Source organism: Chloroflexus sp. MS-CIW-1 (genome assembly GCF_030444705.1).
GTDB lineage: Bacteria > Chloroflexota > Chloroflexia > Chloroflexales > Chloroflexaceae > Chloroflexus.
This window is the reverse complement of the sequence record NZ_JAUBWR010000002.1, coordinates 170,834-187,847: the sequence shown is the minus strand read 5'-3', so window position 1 is coordinate 187,847 and position 17,014 is coordinate 170,834. Positions and strand designations below refer to the sequence as shown.

Here is a 17,014-nt window from a genome sequence, read left to right as displayed (position 1 = left end):
CATTATGCTCCGATTGAATGTGAAACACCGCTCCAGCGCACAAAATTGGCCAGCAGGCGGAGGCCATAATCGCCGCTCTTTTCAGGATGAAATTGCACAGCCGCAAGGCGATTGCGAATGATAACGCTGGGGAAAGCGAGACCGTAATCGGTGCGCGCAGCAATTACCGATTCGTCGGCGACGGCACAGTAGTACGAATGCACAAAGTAGACATCAGCACCGTCGGGAACGCCATCGAAGAGAGGGTGGTCACGGAAAGGCGGTGTGATATGAATTTGATTCCAACCGATCTGGGGAATCTTGCCAGCGCTTTCGGGAAGACGGCGCACGGTACCCTGAATGATGTTAAGACAGGAATGGAGACCAAACTCTTCACTTTCACTCAGTAAGACTTGCATACCGACACAAATGCCTAGAAAGGGTGTTCCAGCAGCGATAATGGCCGGTAGCACCTCAGCAATGCCCAGGTGGCGCAGGCTCGCCATCGTATCGGCGGTCGCGCCAACACCAGGCAAGACAACGGCCTGCGCCGAGCGAATAACATTTGGATCATCGGTCACTACAAGCGGAGCACCGACACGTTGTAATGCGCGCACAACGTTTGGCAGGTTGCCGGCGCCGTAATTAATCACTGCAATCATGACACTCCTTGATACCCGGCATGCATTAACAACGGATGCTGATTTTGTAACGTCGTAATGATGTGATCAATGTTAGGTTCGGGGACATCTCCGCCACCCATGGGGTCATGGCCGGGTGCCTTGCCAAGCAGCAGCCGTAAGGTTGCAACAACGCTGGCAGCCAGGGCAGAGAGACTATATCCGCCTTCAAGGACAAATCCAATCCGACCCTGACACAACTCGTTGGCCCAGTCGAGCAGATGTTGTACGATCTGGGCAAAACCTTTGACCGAAAGGGCCATCGGCCCAATGGGATCGCTCCAGTGGGCATCAAACCCTGCCGACACCAAGATAATTTCCGGTTGGAATCTGCGGAGCGCTGGCCCGATGAGCTGCCGGAAGACGCGATCATAGCCCCTATCGCCGGTGCCATAAGGAAGAGGGACATTGAGCGTCGTGCCAGCCGCTGTCCGTGGATCACCCATCTCGTAAGCGGCGCCGGTGCCTGGGTAGAGGGGTGTGGCATGCGTTGAACAGAAGAATACTCGTCCATCGCGGTAAAAGATGTCTTGCGTACCGTTGCCGTGATGAACATCGAAATCAATGATCGCGATCCGTTGAAGCTGGTAGCGGTCTAACAGAAACCTGGCCGCAACCGCGATGTTATTGAAAAGACAGAAACCCATTGAGCGAAAATCAGTTGCGTGATGTCCCGGTGGTCGCACCAGCGCAAAGGCGTTGTGGCAACGTCCTTCCACTAGTGCTTCAGCCATACAAATCGTTGCTCCCGCTGCCAGTAGGGCCACATCCCATGAGTCAGCCGTAACGTAGGTGTCACTGTCAATCTGACCACCGCCATAACTGGCGAGTTGCCGTACACGATGCAGCATCTGTGCGTTGTGTACCGCCAGCAACTCAGTCTCGGTAGCCGGCCGGATTGGCAATTGAACGAGATGGGGTAACAAACCGTCAGCCTCGATTGCCCGTCGAATAGCGTGTAGTCGTGCAGCCTGTTCGACGTGACCATGCCACGTGTGAAGATCAAATCGCTGATCGGTTAAAATAGCTGTGGTCATAACCTCTTCTGTACCGTGATGGCAAGCTGTATGATCCATTCACCGCCGTCATTTTCTCCATTGTACCACGACGGCTATCACCACTGGTTCAACGAACGCTCCACAAATGGTATAATCCACTCGCAAATCTGTGCGAATGGAGACAGTCTATGTCGCGTCCGCTTTTGATTTTGGTTGACGGTCATGCCCTGGCGTATCGGGCATTTTTCGCGTTACGTGAGAGTGGCTTACGTTCATCACGCGGCGAGCCAACGTATGCCGTTTTTGGCTTTGCCCAGATTCTGTTGACGACGCTGGCCGATTATCGACCCGATTACGCTGCGGTTGCCTTTGATGTCGGTCGCACGTTTCGTGATGATCTGTATGCTGAATACAAGGCCGGGCGCGCCGAAACGCCAGAAGAGTTTTATCCACAGTTTGAGCGGATGAAACAACTGGTACAGGCGCTCAACATCCCGATCTACACTGCCGAGGGGTATGAGGCTGACGATGTGATCGGGACGCTGGCTCGTCAGGCTTCTGCTCAGGGGATCGATACTATTATTCTTACCGGCGATTCCGACGTTTTACAACTGGTTGATGAGCACGTGCGGGTTGCGCTGGCAAATCCCTATGGTGGTAAGACAAGTGTCACCTTGTACGATGTTGAGCAGGTGCGCAAGCGTTACGATGGACTCGAACCGGCGCAGTTGGCCGATCTGCGCGGCTTGAAGGGTGATTCCTCTGACAATATCCCGGGTGTGCGTGGGATTGGTGAAAAGGGTGCAATTGCCTTACTCAAGCAGTTTGGTTCGCTCGATCATTTGCTCGCGCATATCGATGAGGCCCCGAAGCGGTATCAGGCTCTGTTGCGTGAGCAAGGTGAGGATGCCCGTTTTTCGCGTCAACTGGCGACCATCGTGACCGATGTTCCGATTCAACTCGACCTGCATTCTTGTCGGTTGGGCACCTACGACCGGGCAGCAGTTATGGCACTCTTTCAGGAGCTAGAGTTTGGCGTTGCCTCCAACTTGATTAAGAAACTCCCACCGGTCGTTCAATCGCCAACATTGGCACCACTTCCCGCTGAACTTCCAGCCACGCCGCATGCTGATGGGCCGACGCAACTGGCACTCTTTAACGGTGACAGTGACTCTGCACCCAGGTTGCCAACCGCAGAGCCACCACCGGTGACGATTGTCCGCGATACGAGAGCATTATCAGAACTGGTGGCACGATTGCGCGCAGCGCCTGCCTTCGCGTTCGACACCGAATGTACCAGTCTTCAACCAGTTATGAGTGATTTGGTTGGGATCTCGATTGCGCTTGCCCCCGGTGATGTCTGGTATGTACCGGTTGCTCACCAAGATGGTGAACAAGCACCGCGCAGCGAGGTGATTTCTGCCCTGGCGCCATTTTTTGCCGATCCGCAAAAACCGAAATTTGCCCACAATGCCAAGTTTGATATAGAGGTGCTGGCCGGGGCTGGGATTCGGGTGGTGGGTTTATCGTTCGATACGATGATTGCGGCAGCAATGTTAGGGAAGCGGCAAGGTTTGAAAGACCTCGCCTTCTACGAATTAAAATTGCCTGAGCCGCCGGCAACTATCGAGGATATGATCGGTCGGGGAAGGAAGCAGATAAGTTTTGCAGCAGTTCCCATTGAACAGGCTGCGCCATATGCCGGTGCTGATGCACTGTATACCCTGCACCTGACCGAACGATTACGCAGCCAGTTAGAGACTGATACGGCGCTGCGCGATCTCTACTACCGGGTTGAGCTACCTCTGATTGAGGTGCTGACCGAGATGGAATTGACCGGCATCTTGCTCGATCAGATGTATCTGCGCGAGTTGGGTGAACGTTTCGCCCGACGCATCAATGAAGTGGCCGAACGTATTTATCAGCAGGCCGGCAGTCCATTTAATATCAATTCGGGGCAGCAACTTAATGAAGTATTGTTTGAACGCATAGGCATTGATCCCCGTGCACATGGACTAAGCAAGCTCAAAAGTGGCGGCTACTCGATCACTGCCGAGGTGCTGGAAGAGCTGGCTCAACTCTATCCTATTGCGGCCGATATTCTAACCTATCGCCAGTTAACCAAGCTCAAGAGTACGTACATTGATGCGCTTCCCGAACTGGTCAATCCGCGTACCGGGCGCATTCACACCTCGTACAATCAGCTTGGTGCTGCCACGGGCCGTTTATCGTCAAATAACCCCAATCTGCAAAACATTCCGGTACGCACTGAAGAAGGACGCGAAATTCGGCGTGCTTTTGTGGCAGCGCCGGGTCACCGTTTTGTTGCGGCCGACTATTCCCAGATCGAGTTGCGTGTCCTGGCTCATATCAGTGGTGATGAAAATCTGATTGCTGCATTCGAGCAAGGACTTGACATTCATGCCGCGACTGCGAGTCGGCTCTTTGGTGTAGAGCCGACAGCCGTCGATAAGAACCAGCGTCGGGTTGCCAAGACTGTGGTATTTGGCGTGATCTACGGCATTAGCCCATTTGGCCTGGCGCAGCGGTTGGGCATCGAGCGCGAGTTGGCTCGCCAATTGATCGATAACCTGTTTACCCAGTTCCCCGGTATTCGGCACTACATCGATCAAACGCTTGCCTTTGGTCGTCAAAACGGCTATGTGCAAACGCTCTTTGGCCGTCGTCGCATCATGGAAGATCTGCGAGCCAGTGGTGCCCGTCGGGCTGCTGCCGAACGAGAAGCGATCAATGCACCGATTCAGGGAACGGCTGCCGATCTGATGAAGATGGCAATGGTCAATGTTCATCGGGCGCTGCGTGAGCGTGGGTTGCGCACCCGCCTGCTTCTACAGGTACACGATGAATTGATCGCCGAAGCGCCTGAATCAGAAGTGACAGCGGCTGCGCAGCTTCTGCGTGAAGTGATGAGTGGTGTTTACGAACTAAAAGTACCACTTAGTGTCAATCTTGAAACCGGCCCTAATTGGGAAGAGATGAGTCCGATAGTGGTGGAATAAGGGAAAATGGGCGATGGGCGTCAAGGTTGACCAAAACGCATAGAGAACTTGTCCAATCATACAAAGCAGGTTATCAACCTAGAGGAAGATGGAAATGCCCAATGAAATGAAGCGATCATCAAATCAGGTGTTCGCAAGAGTAATTGTTTCAGTGACAACCCTTATCATCGCATTGACTATTACCCAGATTTTCGTAGAGCGTTCATGGCAAATACAGATTCCGGTTGGTACTCACGACTCGGCTTTCCTGGGTACAGGTTTTTACACGAAAGAAGTTTCCATTGATAACGTACCCTTTCGCTGGACGAATGGGTCAGCAATAGTGAATGTTCCATGGCTCCGTACCGGATATCTGGTTGCAATTCGGGCGAATATTGGGCCTGGTGTATCATATGATTTTGAACTGAGAGATCGTGAACGTTAGGTCAGTTCAATAGAAGCCCAAACTGGATTTCGTACATATCAGGTGATTTGGTCCTCGCCGCTTACCAGCTCCTGGTTTGGAGGGTTAGGTGCTCGTCAATTAACTATCCTGTCTCAACCCAGATCGTTTCCTCCAGATGACCGTCTTCTTGGGATTGCAGTGAACAGAATAATCTTTCGGGAGGTAGATGGATATAGTGTTTCACTAGAACCATTTATCCTGGTTAGTCTTAGCATCATTAGCCTGACAGGGTTACTGTGGCCATTCCGTGGGAAGCAACTCTTCATCTATATTGTAACTGCTCTTTCCCTCCCTATACTTTATGAATTGCTTGTCTGGCATCCACCAACAACTAATTATACCTGGTTACCCTTTTGGTGGCTCCCAGAACTGCTGACTTTCGTTTTGATAGGTCTTCTGTTCATTCGCTATAGTTGGGATTCTCGAAAAGGCGTATTTGTTGTATCTGGTACTGTTTTTCTTATTGCTTTAGCGTTATTAGTGACATTACAGCTTTACTGGATGGTTGAAGGACCTGATTACGGCTGGCATCTCAACCATGGTGGCTCGTGGGAGCGAGTTTTCCGGGCACATGATTTTTATCCTTTTGGGTTTCCTTTAGTATTGTGGCTTGGTCAGTTGGCCGGCAATCAAGCACTTCTCTTCGGACGAATCCTTGGTACGGTTTCGACATTATTCACCATAGGATTAACAATGGCCCTGGCCTATCGCCTTCAAGGTCGTGCTTTTGCGTGGTATGCTGGATTGCTATTGCTGGGATCGCCAATTGTCGTAGCCTATGGGGTACTAGCAAGTACGGACGCACCGATGGTTGCTTTCGCTATAGCAGCACTTCTAGTACTCTGCTGGAACCCAAGTCTGACAGTTTATCACGTTATTCTCGCCGGTTTTTTCTTGGATGTGCTTATCTCTTTCGTTACCAGGCTATGCTTTTCCTTCCTGCAACGATGATCTGGCTGGCTTTTCAACCAATTGTCCCCCTTTCGAGGAGTTTTGTCTGGTTTCCTCATGATAAATGGTGGTTTAAACCGTTCTTGTTTCTCTTAGCTTTTATAGTGACAACTGCTCCACAATGGGTTTTGGATATTCGTGATACGGGCTATCCTTTCTTCAACAGACAGTACATTAATATCTGGTTGTTCGCTTACGAACGTACTGATCCTCTGCCAGAAGGGACAAGCTTAGCACAAATGTGGTTTATTGTAAATTATGACCCTACAGCGCTCTTTCGGCATTCGGTGGAAAATATTATCCAGTTTAGCCTGAAAACAATTCATTATCTACTTATTTGGCCTCTTGGATTACTTGCTTTTGCCGGTATAACGATTGTAATCACCCAGTCTTACGATAAGCGGTATAGCCTGATGCTGATCCGGATAGGGATATATATTGCTGCTGTTGCATTGACTGCCAATAAAACACGTTTTTTTCTTCCGATCATACCATTGCTAGTACTATTTGTACTTGTATTTCTGTTCACAATACATAATCGCTTTCAAAGTATGGGGCGATATTGGAACAGAGTATCATTCATCTTCTTAGTCGGATTAATTGTTTGGATACTTTTTCATTTAGCTCTAGCTGAAACAGAGTTATTGGGATACGGTACAGTGCGTTGGTAACGTCATCGATAAGCTCAATCGCAAGGTGTAGAAGCTTTGTATGTTGGCATAATCCGGAGAATGTCTCATGGTATTTATATTTGATAGTAACCGTCCTCATGACACAACGCCACGGCTATTTCGTTTTGTTGCCGTTAGGGAAGCCCGGCTACAGAGCAGTGACTAGAGTTTCTCTGGTCGAGCGGAGATGAGTCCTCGAACAATCACGGCAAGCGTTACGGAAACCGGTTATCAAAAACTGGTACAGAATTGGATCTATCGAGATTGAAACCTATCAAGGAAAGCGAGGCGTCACCTCACCCCTCCTCGTGTATCGGATTGTATCCATCGCCGAGGCTCTTTGCAGCAGCGAGATGAATTGTCAGCCAACGTAACATATTTCGTATTACGAGGATGATCACATAGATTGCCAGATTTGTTATGATCAACACAATAGCATAGCTGACCATCACCATTGATGGTGTGGAGGAAGTATGGATACCCAACCACCGACCTTTTCCGTCGTCGCACCGGTGTATAACGAAGAACAACTGATTGCCGAGTTTTGCCGTCGGGTGATCGCGGCGCTTGAACCGCTTGGTGAGCCGTTTGAGTTGATTCTGGTGAATGACGGCTGTCGCGATCGTTCACCAGATATTATGCGTGAATTGCATCAACGTGATCCGCGGATCAAAGTGATCAATTTTTCGCGCAATTTTGGTCATCAGATCGCGATTACGGCCGGTACCGACTATGCTACCGGTCGGGCCGTCATCGTGATCGACTCCGACTTGCAAGACCCGCCCGAAGTCATTCCTGATCTGATAGCCCGTTGGCGCGAAGGGTATCAGGTTGTCTATGGCGTGCGCGAAGAACGTCAGGGTGAGACCTGGTTTAAGAAGACGACCGCAGCGATCTTCTACCGACTGATTGTGCGGATTACGAATGTCAATATCCCGGTTGATACCGGTGATTTTCGCCTGATGGATCGTAAGGTGGTCGATGCCCTGAAACGCATGCGCGAGCATCACCGTTTTATGCGTGGTCTGTCGGCGTGGGTTGGTTTTCGGCAAACCGGTGTGCTCTACCGTCGTCATGCCCGTGCTGCTGGTACTACCAAATATCCGCTGCGAAAAATGCTGCGCTTCGCGCTTGACGGTATTACCAGCTTTTCGTATTTACCGCTCCAACTGGCAACCTATGTTGGGTTCATTGTGGCTGCCATCAGCATCATCTTTTTGTTTGTGGTGTTCGTGATGCGGCTTTCCAATCCGGCAGCAACTGAACCGGCGTTCTACGGTCAGGCCAGTACGCTGGCCAGTGTGCTCTTCCTGGGTGCCGTGCAGCTCATTTCACTCGGGATTATCGGTGAATATGTCGGACGCATTTATGACGAGGTGAAGGGGCGACCTCTGTACATTGTTGCCGAGACATTAGGTATTGATGAAACAGCTGCAACATCGGCGGGTAATATGCGTACTACTCATAAGGAACAATCACCGGTAATAGAGTAGGATGATACGATGAGTCAACGTATGCCAAAAGGAGGAGCTATGAATTCGCGTTTAACATTCGTAAGTGGGTTTGTTTTGTTGTTGATTATTGCCGGTGTTGGTCTAAGCACAATGAAGTACGTACAGGTCGATGAGGGCCAAGCCGCGATTGAATTGGTGCAGGGTCGGATTGTCGCTGTCCATGGGCCAGGACCGATCTTCCGTCCGTTTGCGCCTTTCACCGAGATACAGCTCGTAAATATTCGTCGGCAAACCCGTCAGATTTCACAGAATGTCGCCAGTAGTGATAAGCAGTTGTACGACATTGACATTCAGGTTGATTTTCGGCGTTTACCTAACGAAGATGCACTCAGAGCGGCGTATGCTGAAATTGGTGTCAGTGACCAGCAGTTGAACGAATTCCTCGATGGGTTCATTAACGATGCACTCAAGAGTGCCAGTACCCAGTTTACTCTCGATGAAGCACTCTCTGACCGGGGTGCATTTGCCGAACGGATCCGCCGCTTTCTCACCACTTCTCCCGGTGATGGGCAGCGGGCGCCGGTCGATCAGCTTTACATCACGATTGAAGCAGTGAAGGTACTCGATATTAAGGTTGGTGAGACGTATGCGCAGTTGCTGGCCGAAAAGGCCAATCTCGAAGTACAGATTGAGACTGAACAGAAGCGACGGCAGCAAATTGAGGCCCAGCAAGCGAATAATCTGTTTCAGGCCGAGCAAGAAGCACTGGTGGCACTCACGCGCGAGCGTGGTATCACAGCGGCTGCGCTTGAGGCAGCTAACCGCGAAGCTCAGATACGGGCGATTGAGGGTCGCTACTGGCGCGAAAATCCCGAGCTGTTTGAGCTGCGCAAACGTGAATTACTGGTCGAGATGATGAGTAAAGGGAATATCTGGTTTGTTGATCCGAATACCAATCTGACTATTCTGCTTAATAATCAGGCTGCCGATGGTCAGGCATTGGTGATCCCACAGCCAGCACAGCCTGCACCGTCGGTTACGCCGTAGGGTTTGACACAAGGACAACAAACGGTTTGTTCCTGGTTGAGGAGGTCACGCAAATAGTCTGACCTCCTCGTATGCTGTTTTACGGCTCCTGGTTAGAGTATCCTTACTGTTTGAGTAATGATGCGACTGTCGTGACGAAGATGAGACCACCGATCAAGATGAGTAGTCCGCCAGCGAAACCAAATAGTGCTGTCGGCAACCAGATTTCCCACGAAGTAACCATTGCCACTTGTGGACGCTGTGGATTATACCTGACATCTACCTGATCGCCTATCTGGTATGCCGGAGGGTTGCCTCCCTGTTCGTTCTCGAATCGAATGGTCTCGCCAGCAGCAGTCTGAAATTCCACAATGGGATAGTAGAAGGTTTTGTCGCCGCTGTTGGTGTTGATAATGCGAGGGTTCATGTCAACCACTTTGCCGCTCGTCGGGATCATCGTTTTCAGTGTTTGGGTGATATTGGCATACGCTTGCCATCCTAATGCCGACAGAAATATGCCGAGGGCGAGCAAGAACAATCCAGCCAGAAAAGGTTTCATTATGCACTCCGTATTCGCGATATTTTGTTGATCAAGAGACAAGGAATTGTCAGAACAGGTCATTGCTTGCTTCTGTAAGGATACCTGATCACTCCTTTTCCTGGTTGCGATGATCAAGAGTCACTTCAAATACGGATAAGACGATATTTCCCTCGACCTAATCTGTCATTGTCGGCATAGGCAACTGATCCACTCGCCTTGCTATCACAGTAGAGCATTGTCGCCATACCGATACGGGTTCGTACTCACGGTAATTTCGTCATTCCATCCGTGGGCGATCTGGTTCTCTACGCGAGCGTAATCCTGGGAGGATTGCAGTAACGTTTATGCGTCGTCGAAACGATCAGAGGCCACTCCTAGTTTCGGGCTACATCAGCATCCTATGGCGGGGAGGTTTGCAACCTTCCCCGCTCTCTTCTCTCCCAATCTCACATCGCATGCCGGGCCAGCGCCTGATACAAGACCTGATATGGCTGAGCGCCCACTAAACGTTCAACAACTCGCCCATCCTTGAAAATGTACAGCGCCGGGATACCGGTAATGCCAAACCGCTGTGCCGTATATGGGTTTTCGTCTACATTGAGCTTGGCGACCACAGCGCGTCCGGCAAACTCGTGCGCCAGTCGCTCGACTGCCGGGGCAACTGCACGGCATGGCCCGCACCACGGTGCCCAGAAATCGACTAACACCGGTTGCTTGCTCTGCCCAACGATCTGATCGAAAGTGGCATCACTGAGCACCACCGGCCCAACCTGTTGATGTCGCTCAGTCGTTGAGCCGTGCGTCGATGGTTTGGAATGAGTTGTACCATTTGCTGTAGCCGCTGATGATTGAAGTGGTACACTCGGCCCTTTCGGTAATGGCGGCTGCGATCCACCATCACTCAGATACTGTAACCACGTCTGCAATGCGGATTCAGACACTACACCATGTGTCTGCGCTACCGTTGCGCCGTTGCTGATAAAGACCAGACCCGGCAAATCGGTAATGTTGTATTTCTGTACTAATCGCGGATTATCATCAGCATCGATCCGTGCGAGCAATGCCTTTCCGGCGAAGCGTTGGGCCAGTCGTTCGAGTGTTGGGTCGAGCTGCTGGCAGGTCGGACAGTTCCGGCGCTCGAAGATCAGGAGTACGGGTAAGCCGGCCCTTAGCACGCGGTCGATGCTCTGTTCGCTCGTTCGGATTGGAGTTGAAAAGACCATAGTTACCCTCGCTAGTAAGTCCAATATGTTGCTATGTTGAATGTACGCTGTATGGATAATACTGGTCATTAAAGATTTATTAATGTCATGTCAGAACCGCTTGGAGAGAGTTGCTGAACAATCAGGCTCTTGCCTGCGATAACACATTTTGGCGGCAATCTCTGTATCTGCCGCTGTTACACCACCGATATGATGGGTGATCCGTGCCATTTCCCTTTGTAAACCTTTCAGTGCAATCAAGATGCAAACTATTTGCAAAAATCTTGCAAACACGCTATACTAGACGCAGAAGTCGCGGCGACGGGGCCGCTCTGGTCATTGTTGCTGCGGCGCTTTTTGTTGCGCCCGGCGAAAATGTGTGGAGAGATTCAATGCAAACCTACTTTCGTCAGCGCATCGAAGTTCTAACGGCACGTCTGGACAATCTCCGTGCGAGTCTGGAACGGGCACGGCAGTCGGTGACACGCCTGGAAAACGAATCTGTTCCGGCAGGGGCTACTGCATTGGCCCGCGCTGCACAACTTTCGGCAGCTCGGGCAATGGCCGCTACACTGGCTGATCGCGAGCGCCATCTGCTGATTGCTATTCAATCGTTGCAGGCTGAGCTTGCCGATCAGCAGTTGACCGAACACGAATAGAGCATAGTGGGGGCAGACCTGGCATCTACCCCCACATCAGCATAACAGTCTGCGGTCGAGTGATGAATCAGGTCTGATCTGGTGCTGCTGCTCGACCTACGGATGTAAACCGGTAAACGTCAGAGCTGTTGTCTCGGCAAATCCACACATCAGGTTCATGCACTGTACGGCACTCCCTGCCGCTCCCTTCATCAAGTTATCAATTGCACAGATGCTGACGATCCGACGTGACGCTGGTTCGTAGGCGAAGCCAATGTCAGCATAATTGGTCCCGGCCACAATTTTTGGTTCAGGGTAGCGATAAATGCCTTGTCGCTCTTTCACGATGCGGATGAACGGTTGTTCGCGCGCAAAGGCACGGTAGGCTTGCCAGAGATCCTTCTCGCTCAGATCGCGGCTGGCGAAGACGTGCACGGTCGCCAGCGCACCACGAACCAGCTCAATGGCAGTGATTGATAGATGCACGTTGCGCAAACCGGTTACCTGTTCGATTTCGGCCTGATGACGATGACCGACTGGTGCAAAGGAGCGCACAGCGCCGGATCGTTCTGGGTGATGGCTAGCTTCACTGACGGTTGCGCCGCCTTCCGATGAACCGACCTTGACGTCGGCAATGATGGGCCGATCCCGATCGATAAGATCGGCCTGAACCAGCGGTAAAAGGGCGAGGTTGGTGGCAGTGGCGTTACAGCCAACACCACTGGCATAGCGAGCACCGGTGAGGGCCTGTCGGTTTACTTCTGGGAGGCCGTACACAAAGCGCTCAAGCCACTCTGGCGCCGGATGCGCACTCCCGTACCATTGCTGGTAGACCGCCGGATCACGTAGGCGAAAGTCTGCCGAACAATCAATGATTCGTTCAGCCAGGCTGGCGTATCGTTCTATTGACTGGGCGGCTTCGCCGTGGGGAAGGGCTAAGAAAAGCAGATCGCACGGTTGCAGTTGATCGGGGTGAACAAACTGAAGGTTAGTACGCCCACGTAGGTTTGGGTGTACCTGATACAGATAACGTCCTGCATTCCGGGCACTCGTGGCCTGGAGAATTGAGACATGAGGATGATCGAGCAAGAGACGCAGGAGTTCACCGCCTACATAACCGCTCGCGCCTACAATGCTTACGCGCAGTGTCATTGCTTGCCTCGTAAGAAAAAAGAGAGACGTTTAAGATATGCTAGCTGGCGGGGATACGTTTAGCACCCGTCCCTGCCTGTGCCGACAAGATTTTACAGCCTTTCTCCAAAATACATCTTGTGATGTCTGGGCGGGCTGGAAACCCGCCCCTACCAGTATGGTGGCATTGAGTGTGGCTGTAGAACGATTGCTCATCTACCTACGACCACGCCCAACATCAAGGACATAGTCGATAATACGGGCCGGAATGTCAACGCCAGTTGTGTCGATGCTATTCCGAAACTCCATCGTGTAGTTTACTTCGTTAACCAGTAATTCTCCTTCAGGTGTTTCCAGAATATCGATAGCGAGCACACCGCCTCCAACGGCATGCGCGGCGCGCACGCTAATATCGGCCAGCTCAGGGGTTACCGGGCAGTTTGTTGCAACTCCACCGCGCGCTGTGTTCGTGATCCAGTGTGGGCTGGTACGGTAGATTGCCGCAATGCACTCGTCGCCGATCACGAAACTACGAATATCGCGCCCCGGTTTGTTGATGTACTGTTGAATGTAGAAGATAGAGTGCTGATAGTTTCCCAGGACATCACGGTGCTCTAAGATTGCTTCAGCCGCATCCCGGTCGTTGATTTTACTCACCATTCGCCCCCACGAGCCAATAACCGGTTTGAGCACCACCGGGTATCCGAGCTGTTCAATTGCTTCCAGCGCACTTTCTGGCGTAAAGGCTAGCAAACAGCGTGGTGTGGGTACACCGGCGTGAATAAGGGCCTGCGTAGTGAGAAATTTGTCGCCACAGGTGAGGGCAACGTGGTAGGTATTAACAGTCGGTATCCCAGCATCGTTGAAGATTTTGAGCATATAGAGTGCACGACTATGCTGGATACACCGTTCGAGAATGACGTCAAACGGATAGGTGGTTGTGTGCAGGTCAAAAACCTGCTCGCGGTCATCAATTTTGACATAATCGAGACCACGACGTTCAAGCTCCTGGAAGAGCAGTTTTTCTTCGGCGCGAATGCGCGAACAAAGGACGGCAATGCGCATAGTTGGTTTCTCCCTTGAAACGGGCGGAGCCGATAGTTGCAGCTCCGCTCTATCTGTTGGCTCTACTCACCCCAATCCTCTTCGACCTCAGGCGCCAGGACAAGGGTCGGTGGATCGAGACTCACAACTTCCAGTTCGGCGCCGCAATCAGGACAGGCAATGATTTCGTTGGTGAGCGTACCATCGGGTAGAGCAATCTGGGCGCCACATTCCGGGCATTCGGCATGCATAGGGGTTGCTCCTTTCAATTCTCTATGTGCTTACTCACCCCAATCCTCTTCGACCTCAGGCGCCAGGGCAAGGGTCGGTGGACTGAGACTGATAACCTCTAGCTCAGCACCACAATCAGGGCAGGCAATGATCTCGCTCTCAAGGGTGTTGGCCGGCAGAGTGATGAGTGCGACACATTCAGGGCATTCGGCATGCATTGCAAGTTCTCCTTTCAGGGTTGGATCGTCAACTGTTCAAGAATGGCATCAGCAACTTCACGGGTGGTAGCCTCACCACCAACATCAGGGGTACAAATTCCTGCGGTAGCCACGGCAGCGATCGCTCGCTGCAGGTGATCGGCAGCTTGTGGCCGATTGAGCCAATCGAGCAACATCACCACACAGTTGAGAGCTGCGGTTGGATTGGCAATTCCGCGTCCGGCAATGTCGGGTGCTGCACCGTGTACCGGTTCAAAGAGTGCCCGATCTTGACCAAGGTTGCTGCTGGCGGCAACACCCAAACCACCGCCGTGAATGCAGGCAATATCCGACAGAATATCGCCAAACAGGTTTGTGGTGACGATGACATCAAAGCGTTGTGGTTGGGCTGCCAGTTGCATCGCTGCCACATCAACCAGTCGTTCTTCAAAGCTCAGTTCAGGGTAGTCGGCAGCGATCTCAAACGCTACGGTGCGGAACAGACCATCACTGACTCGCAGCACATTGGCTTTATGGACGATAGTCACTTTGCCGGGATGACCGGTCGTCTGGCGTGTGCGGGCCAGTTCGCAGGCGGTACGAACAATACGGGCCGATGCATTGCGGGTAATGACTCGTTCAGCGATAGCGGTATTGCCGTCGTCTTCGAGTCGTTCCCGGCCACTGTACAGGTCTTCGGTATTTTCGCGCACGATGACCAGATCAACCCCTGGGCCAGTGGTAGGTCGGATATTCGCGTAGAGATCGAGGGTGCGACGTAATTCGACGATGGGACTGCGGTAACCAGGTACCGGATAGCTAGGTGAAGCGACGGCGCCAAAGAGGATTGCCGTTGCCTGACGGGCTATCGCGAGCGTGGTCTCAGGGAGTGCCGTTCCGGTGCGCTGAAAAACACCCCATCCGGCTTCGGCTTCAACGAGCGTCAGGTCGGGGGCTAACCGCCGAAGAGCATCTGTTGCAACGGCCATCACTTCCGGGCCGATCCCATCACCAGGAATGACGCAGATGTTCATTGCACGACCTCTCCGGGGAAGCGACCATACTGACGGTAGAAGGGGACAATGCCGCCAGCCGCCCAGACTTCACGCAGAAAGAGTGGTGGTGGCGGCAAATGGATCACTCTCCCATCAGCCGTTGTGATGTGACCTTGCTCCAGATCGAGTTCGACCTCATCACCATCGGCGAGTTCGCCGGTTAAATCGGCGGTAAAACAAGGAATGCCGAGATTCAGCGCGTTGCGGAAGAAAATGCGCGCAAAGAGCGGGGCGATAATCGCGCCAATGCCGACCATACGGAGGGCCAAAGGTGCGTATTCGCGCGAGCTACCGCAACCGAAATTTTTTCCGGCGACGATAATATCACCAGGGCGTACATTGGGAGCAAAATCGGGGCGATGTTCGATAAACGGATACCGACGCAATTCACTCTCGTCTTTGAGCATATACGGCGCATAGCGACCGGGAACAATCTGGTCGGTATTTACATCGGAGCCAAAAAGCCAGACACGAGCCATTGGATACCTCTCTTTCTTTAATGAGCGACAGCCGGCGACCTATCCATCACCGTGCGTGGATCGGTCAAATAACCGGTAAGCGCAGTTGCAGCGGCCACTGCCGGTGATGCCAGATAAATCTGCGCTTCAGGGCTACCCATTCGCCCCCGGAAGTTGCGATTACCTGTAAAGACACACACCTCACCGGGAGCTAGCACACCCATGTGGCGACCGATACACGCACCGCATCCCGGTGTTCCGATGGTTGCCCCTGCCGCCAGCAGCGTGGCAAGGGTGCCGTCAGACGCGGCACGTTGTAATGCCTGGGCACTGGCCGGGACGACAATCATCCGCACTCCAGGGGCCAGCCGACGTCCGGCTAAAATCTGGGCAGCAACAGCCATGTCTTCATAGTGACCGTTGGTGCAGGTGCCAAGATAGACGACATCAACGGCTACCTGCCCCAGATCGCTCAGATCGACAACATTGTCAACATAATGCGGCGCCGAAACCTGTGGCTCGAGTCGGCTTAGATCGATGTCGACCACCTCTTGATACTGAGCGTCAGCATCGACTGTCGGGACAAGCGGGCCGGTCACATTTAAACCAGTAGGTGGCACAATGCCCGCTTTCGCCCCCATTTCAATCGAAAGGGTCGCCAGTGTCATTCGCTCCATCACACTTAAATGCTCGACACCGTGCCACTCAATTGCAGCATACGTTGCTCCGTCAGCGCGTAAGATACGGGCAGCGCGGAGCGCCAGGTCTTTGGGACCGACTCCAAAGCCAAACGTTCCGTGAGCGCGCACTACAATTGTTTCAGGAACTCGTAGCCAGGTCTTACCGGTCGCAAGCGCCAGGGCAATATCGGTACTGCCCATACCAGTACCGAATGCGCCGATACAACCGTAGGCAGTACTGTGACTGTCACTACCCAAAATGAGCATCCCTGGTTGAGCCAGGCCCTCTTCCACTAACACTGGATGCGAAATGCCGCGACCGACATCAAACAGGTTCGGAATACCCTGAGCACGAACCCAGCGTCGCACCTCTTGCTGCTTCTCGGCTGTCTGGACACTGGCCGCCGGGGCAACGTGGTCGATCACAACAGCTACCCGTTGAGCGTCCCATACCCGGTCGGCTCCCAATTCATTGTGCAAGATGCGAATGATCCCCGGGGCAAGACTATCGTGAACCATCACCAGATCGACATTTGCCGTCACCACATCGCCAGCACGTACCGGTCTTCCGGCGACACGGCTTAAAATCTGCTCACTCATTGTTGGCATATAT

The 17,014-nt window shown here is 52.4% G+C and carries 18 protein-coding genes; 7 read left to right on the top strand and 11 right to left on the bottom strand.

The window, feature by feature from the left end; genetic code table 11:
- Positions 1–2 precede the first annotated feature (2 nt).
- Both hisH and QTO31_RS13735 read right to left on the bottom strand, forming a co-directional pair.
- Complete coding sequence (gene hisH, locus QTO31_RS13740; RefSeq protein WP_301429624.1) at positions 3–641, bottom strand: imidazole glycerol phosphate synthase subunit HisH; 639 nt, start codon at positions 639–641, stop codon at positions 3–5.
- The gene (locus QTO31_RS13735; protein WP_301429623.1) at positions 638–1,696 is read right to left on the bottom strand and encodes a histone deacetylase; all 1,059 of its coding nucleotides are present in this window, start codon (positions 1,694–1,696) and stop codon (positions 638–640) included. Before QTO31_RS13735 ends, hisH begins: the two co-directional genes overlap by 4 nt.
- Before the next feature lie 149 nt (positions 1,697–1,845).
- On the opposite strand from QTO31_RS13735, the gene polA reads away from it, so the two are divergent.
- From polA to QTO31_RS13705, 6 genes are all read left to right on the top strand, one after another.
- Positions 1,846–4,677, top strand: coding sequence for a DNA polymerase I (polA, locus tag QTO31_RS13730; protein WP_301429622.1), 2,832 nt, complete (start codon positions 1,846–1,848; stop codon positions 4,675–4,677).
- 94 nt (positions 4,678–4,771) lie between these two features.
- Positions 4,772–5,101 (top strand): hypothetical protein, encoded by a 330-nt coding sequence (locus QTO31_RS13725; RefSeq protein ID WP_301429621.1) that lies wholly within the window; start codon positions 4,772–4,774, stop codon positions 5,099–5,101.
- A gap of 159 nt (positions 5,102–5,260) precedes the next feature.
- On the top strand, positions 5,261–6,073 hold the full coding sequence (locus tag QTO31_RS13720) for a hypothetical protein (RefSeq protein WP_301429618.1): 813 nt from the start codon (positions 5,261–5,263) through the stop codon (positions 6,071–6,073).
- A complete protein-coding gene (locus QTO31_RS13715; protein ID WP_301429617.1) occupies positions 6,070–6,744 on the top strand; it encodes a hypothetical protein in 675 nt (224 codons plus the stop codon). Before QTO31_RS13720 ends, QTO31_RS13715 begins: the two co-directional genes overlap by 4 nt.
- A 473-nt stretch (positions 6,745–7,217) precedes the next feature.
- Complete coding sequence (locus QTO31_RS13710; RefSeq protein ID WP_301429616.1) at positions 7,218–8,237, top strand: glycosyltransferase family 2 protein; 1,020 nt, start codon at positions 7,218–7,220, stop codon at positions 8,235–8,237.
- Positions 8,238–8,276: 39 nt separating this feature from the next.
- A complete protein-coding gene (locus QTO31_RS13705) occupies positions 8,277–9,245 on the top strand; it encodes an SPFH domain-containing protein (protein ID WP_301429614.1) in 969 nt (322 codons plus the stop codon).
- Between the two features lie 103 nt (positions 9,246–9,348).
- Here the strand turns inward: QTO31_RS13705 and QTO31_RS13700 are convergent, their stop codons facing one another.
- Positions 9,349–9,783 (bottom strand): DUF3592 domain-containing protein, encoded by a 435-nt coding sequence (locus tag QTO31_RS13700; protein WP_301429612.1) that lies wholly within the window; start codon positions 9,781–9,783, stop codon positions 9,349–9,351.
- 428 nt (positions 9,784–10,211) lie between these two features.
- Positions 10,212–10,988: a thioredoxin gene (gene trxA, locus QTO31_RS13695; protein WP_301429610.1), complete on the bottom strand. Its 777-nt coding sequence runs from the start codon at positions 10,986–10,988 to the stop codon at positions 10,212–10,214.
- Positions 10,989–11,359: 371 nt separating this feature from the next.
- Here trxA and QTO31_RS13690 point away from each other — a divergent pair, with 371 nt between their 5' ends.
- On the top strand, positions 11,360–11,626 hold the full coding sequence (locus QTO31_RS13690) for a hypothetical protein (protein WP_031459638.1): 267 nt from the start codon (positions 11,360–11,362) through the stop codon (positions 11,624–11,626).
- 96 nt (positions 11,627–11,722) lie between these two features.
- Here the strand turns inward: QTO31_RS13690 and argC are convergent, their stop codons facing one another.
- The 7 genes from argC to QTO31_RS13655 all read right to left on the bottom strand — a co-directional run bounded on the left by argC (position 11,723) and on the right by QTO31_RS13655 (position 17,010).
- Positions 11,723–12,757 carry an N-acetyl-gamma-glutamyl-phosphate reductase gene (gene argC, locus QTO31_RS13685; protein ID WP_301429608.1) on the bottom strand — a complete coding sequence of 345 codons (1,035 nt, stop codon included), beginning with the start codon at positions 12,755–12,757 and terminating at the stop codon, positions 11,723–11,725.
- Positions 12,758–12,952: 195 nt separating this feature from the next.
- Positions 12,953–13,801: a lysine biosynthesis protein LysX gene (lysX, locus tag QTO31_RS13680; protein ID WP_301429607.1), complete on the bottom strand. Its 849-nt coding sequence runs from the start codon at positions 13,799–13,801 to the stop codon at positions 12,953–12,955.
- Between the two features lie 62 nt (positions 13,802–13,863).
- Complete coding sequence (gene lysW / locus QTO31_RS13675; protein WP_301429606.1) at positions 13,864–14,031, bottom strand: lysine biosynthesis protein LysW; 168 nt, start codon at positions 14,029–14,031, stop codon at positions 13,864–13,866.
- A 30-nt stretch (positions 14,032–14,061) separates the two neighbouring features.
- Positions 14,062–14,229, bottom strand: a complete 168-nt coding sequence (lysW, locus tag QTO31_RS13670; RefSeq protein ID WP_301429605.1) for a lysine biosynthesis protein LysW — start codon at positions 14,227–14,229, stop codon at positions 14,062–14,064.
- 14 nt (positions 14,230–14,243) lie between these two features.
- A complete protein-coding gene (locus tag QTO31_RS13665; protein WP_301429604.1) occupies positions 14,244–15,242 on the bottom strand; it encodes an isocitrate/isopropylmalate dehydrogenase family protein in 999 nt (332 codons plus the stop codon).
- Complete coding sequence (locus QTO31_RS13660) at positions 15,239–15,742, bottom strand: homoaconitate hydratase (protein WP_031459633.1); 504 nt, start codon at positions 15,740–15,742, stop codon at positions 15,239–15,241. Before QTO31_RS13660 ends, QTO31_RS13665 begins: the two co-directional genes overlap by 4 nt.
- 17 nt (positions 15,743–15,759) lie before the next feature.
- Positions 15,760–17,010, bottom strand: coding sequence for a 3-isopropylmalate dehydratase large subunit (locus QTO31_RS13655; RefSeq protein WP_301429602.1), 1,251 nt, complete (start codon positions 17,008–17,010; stop codon positions 15,760–15,762).
- Positions 17,011–17,014 lie beyond the last annotated feature (4 nt).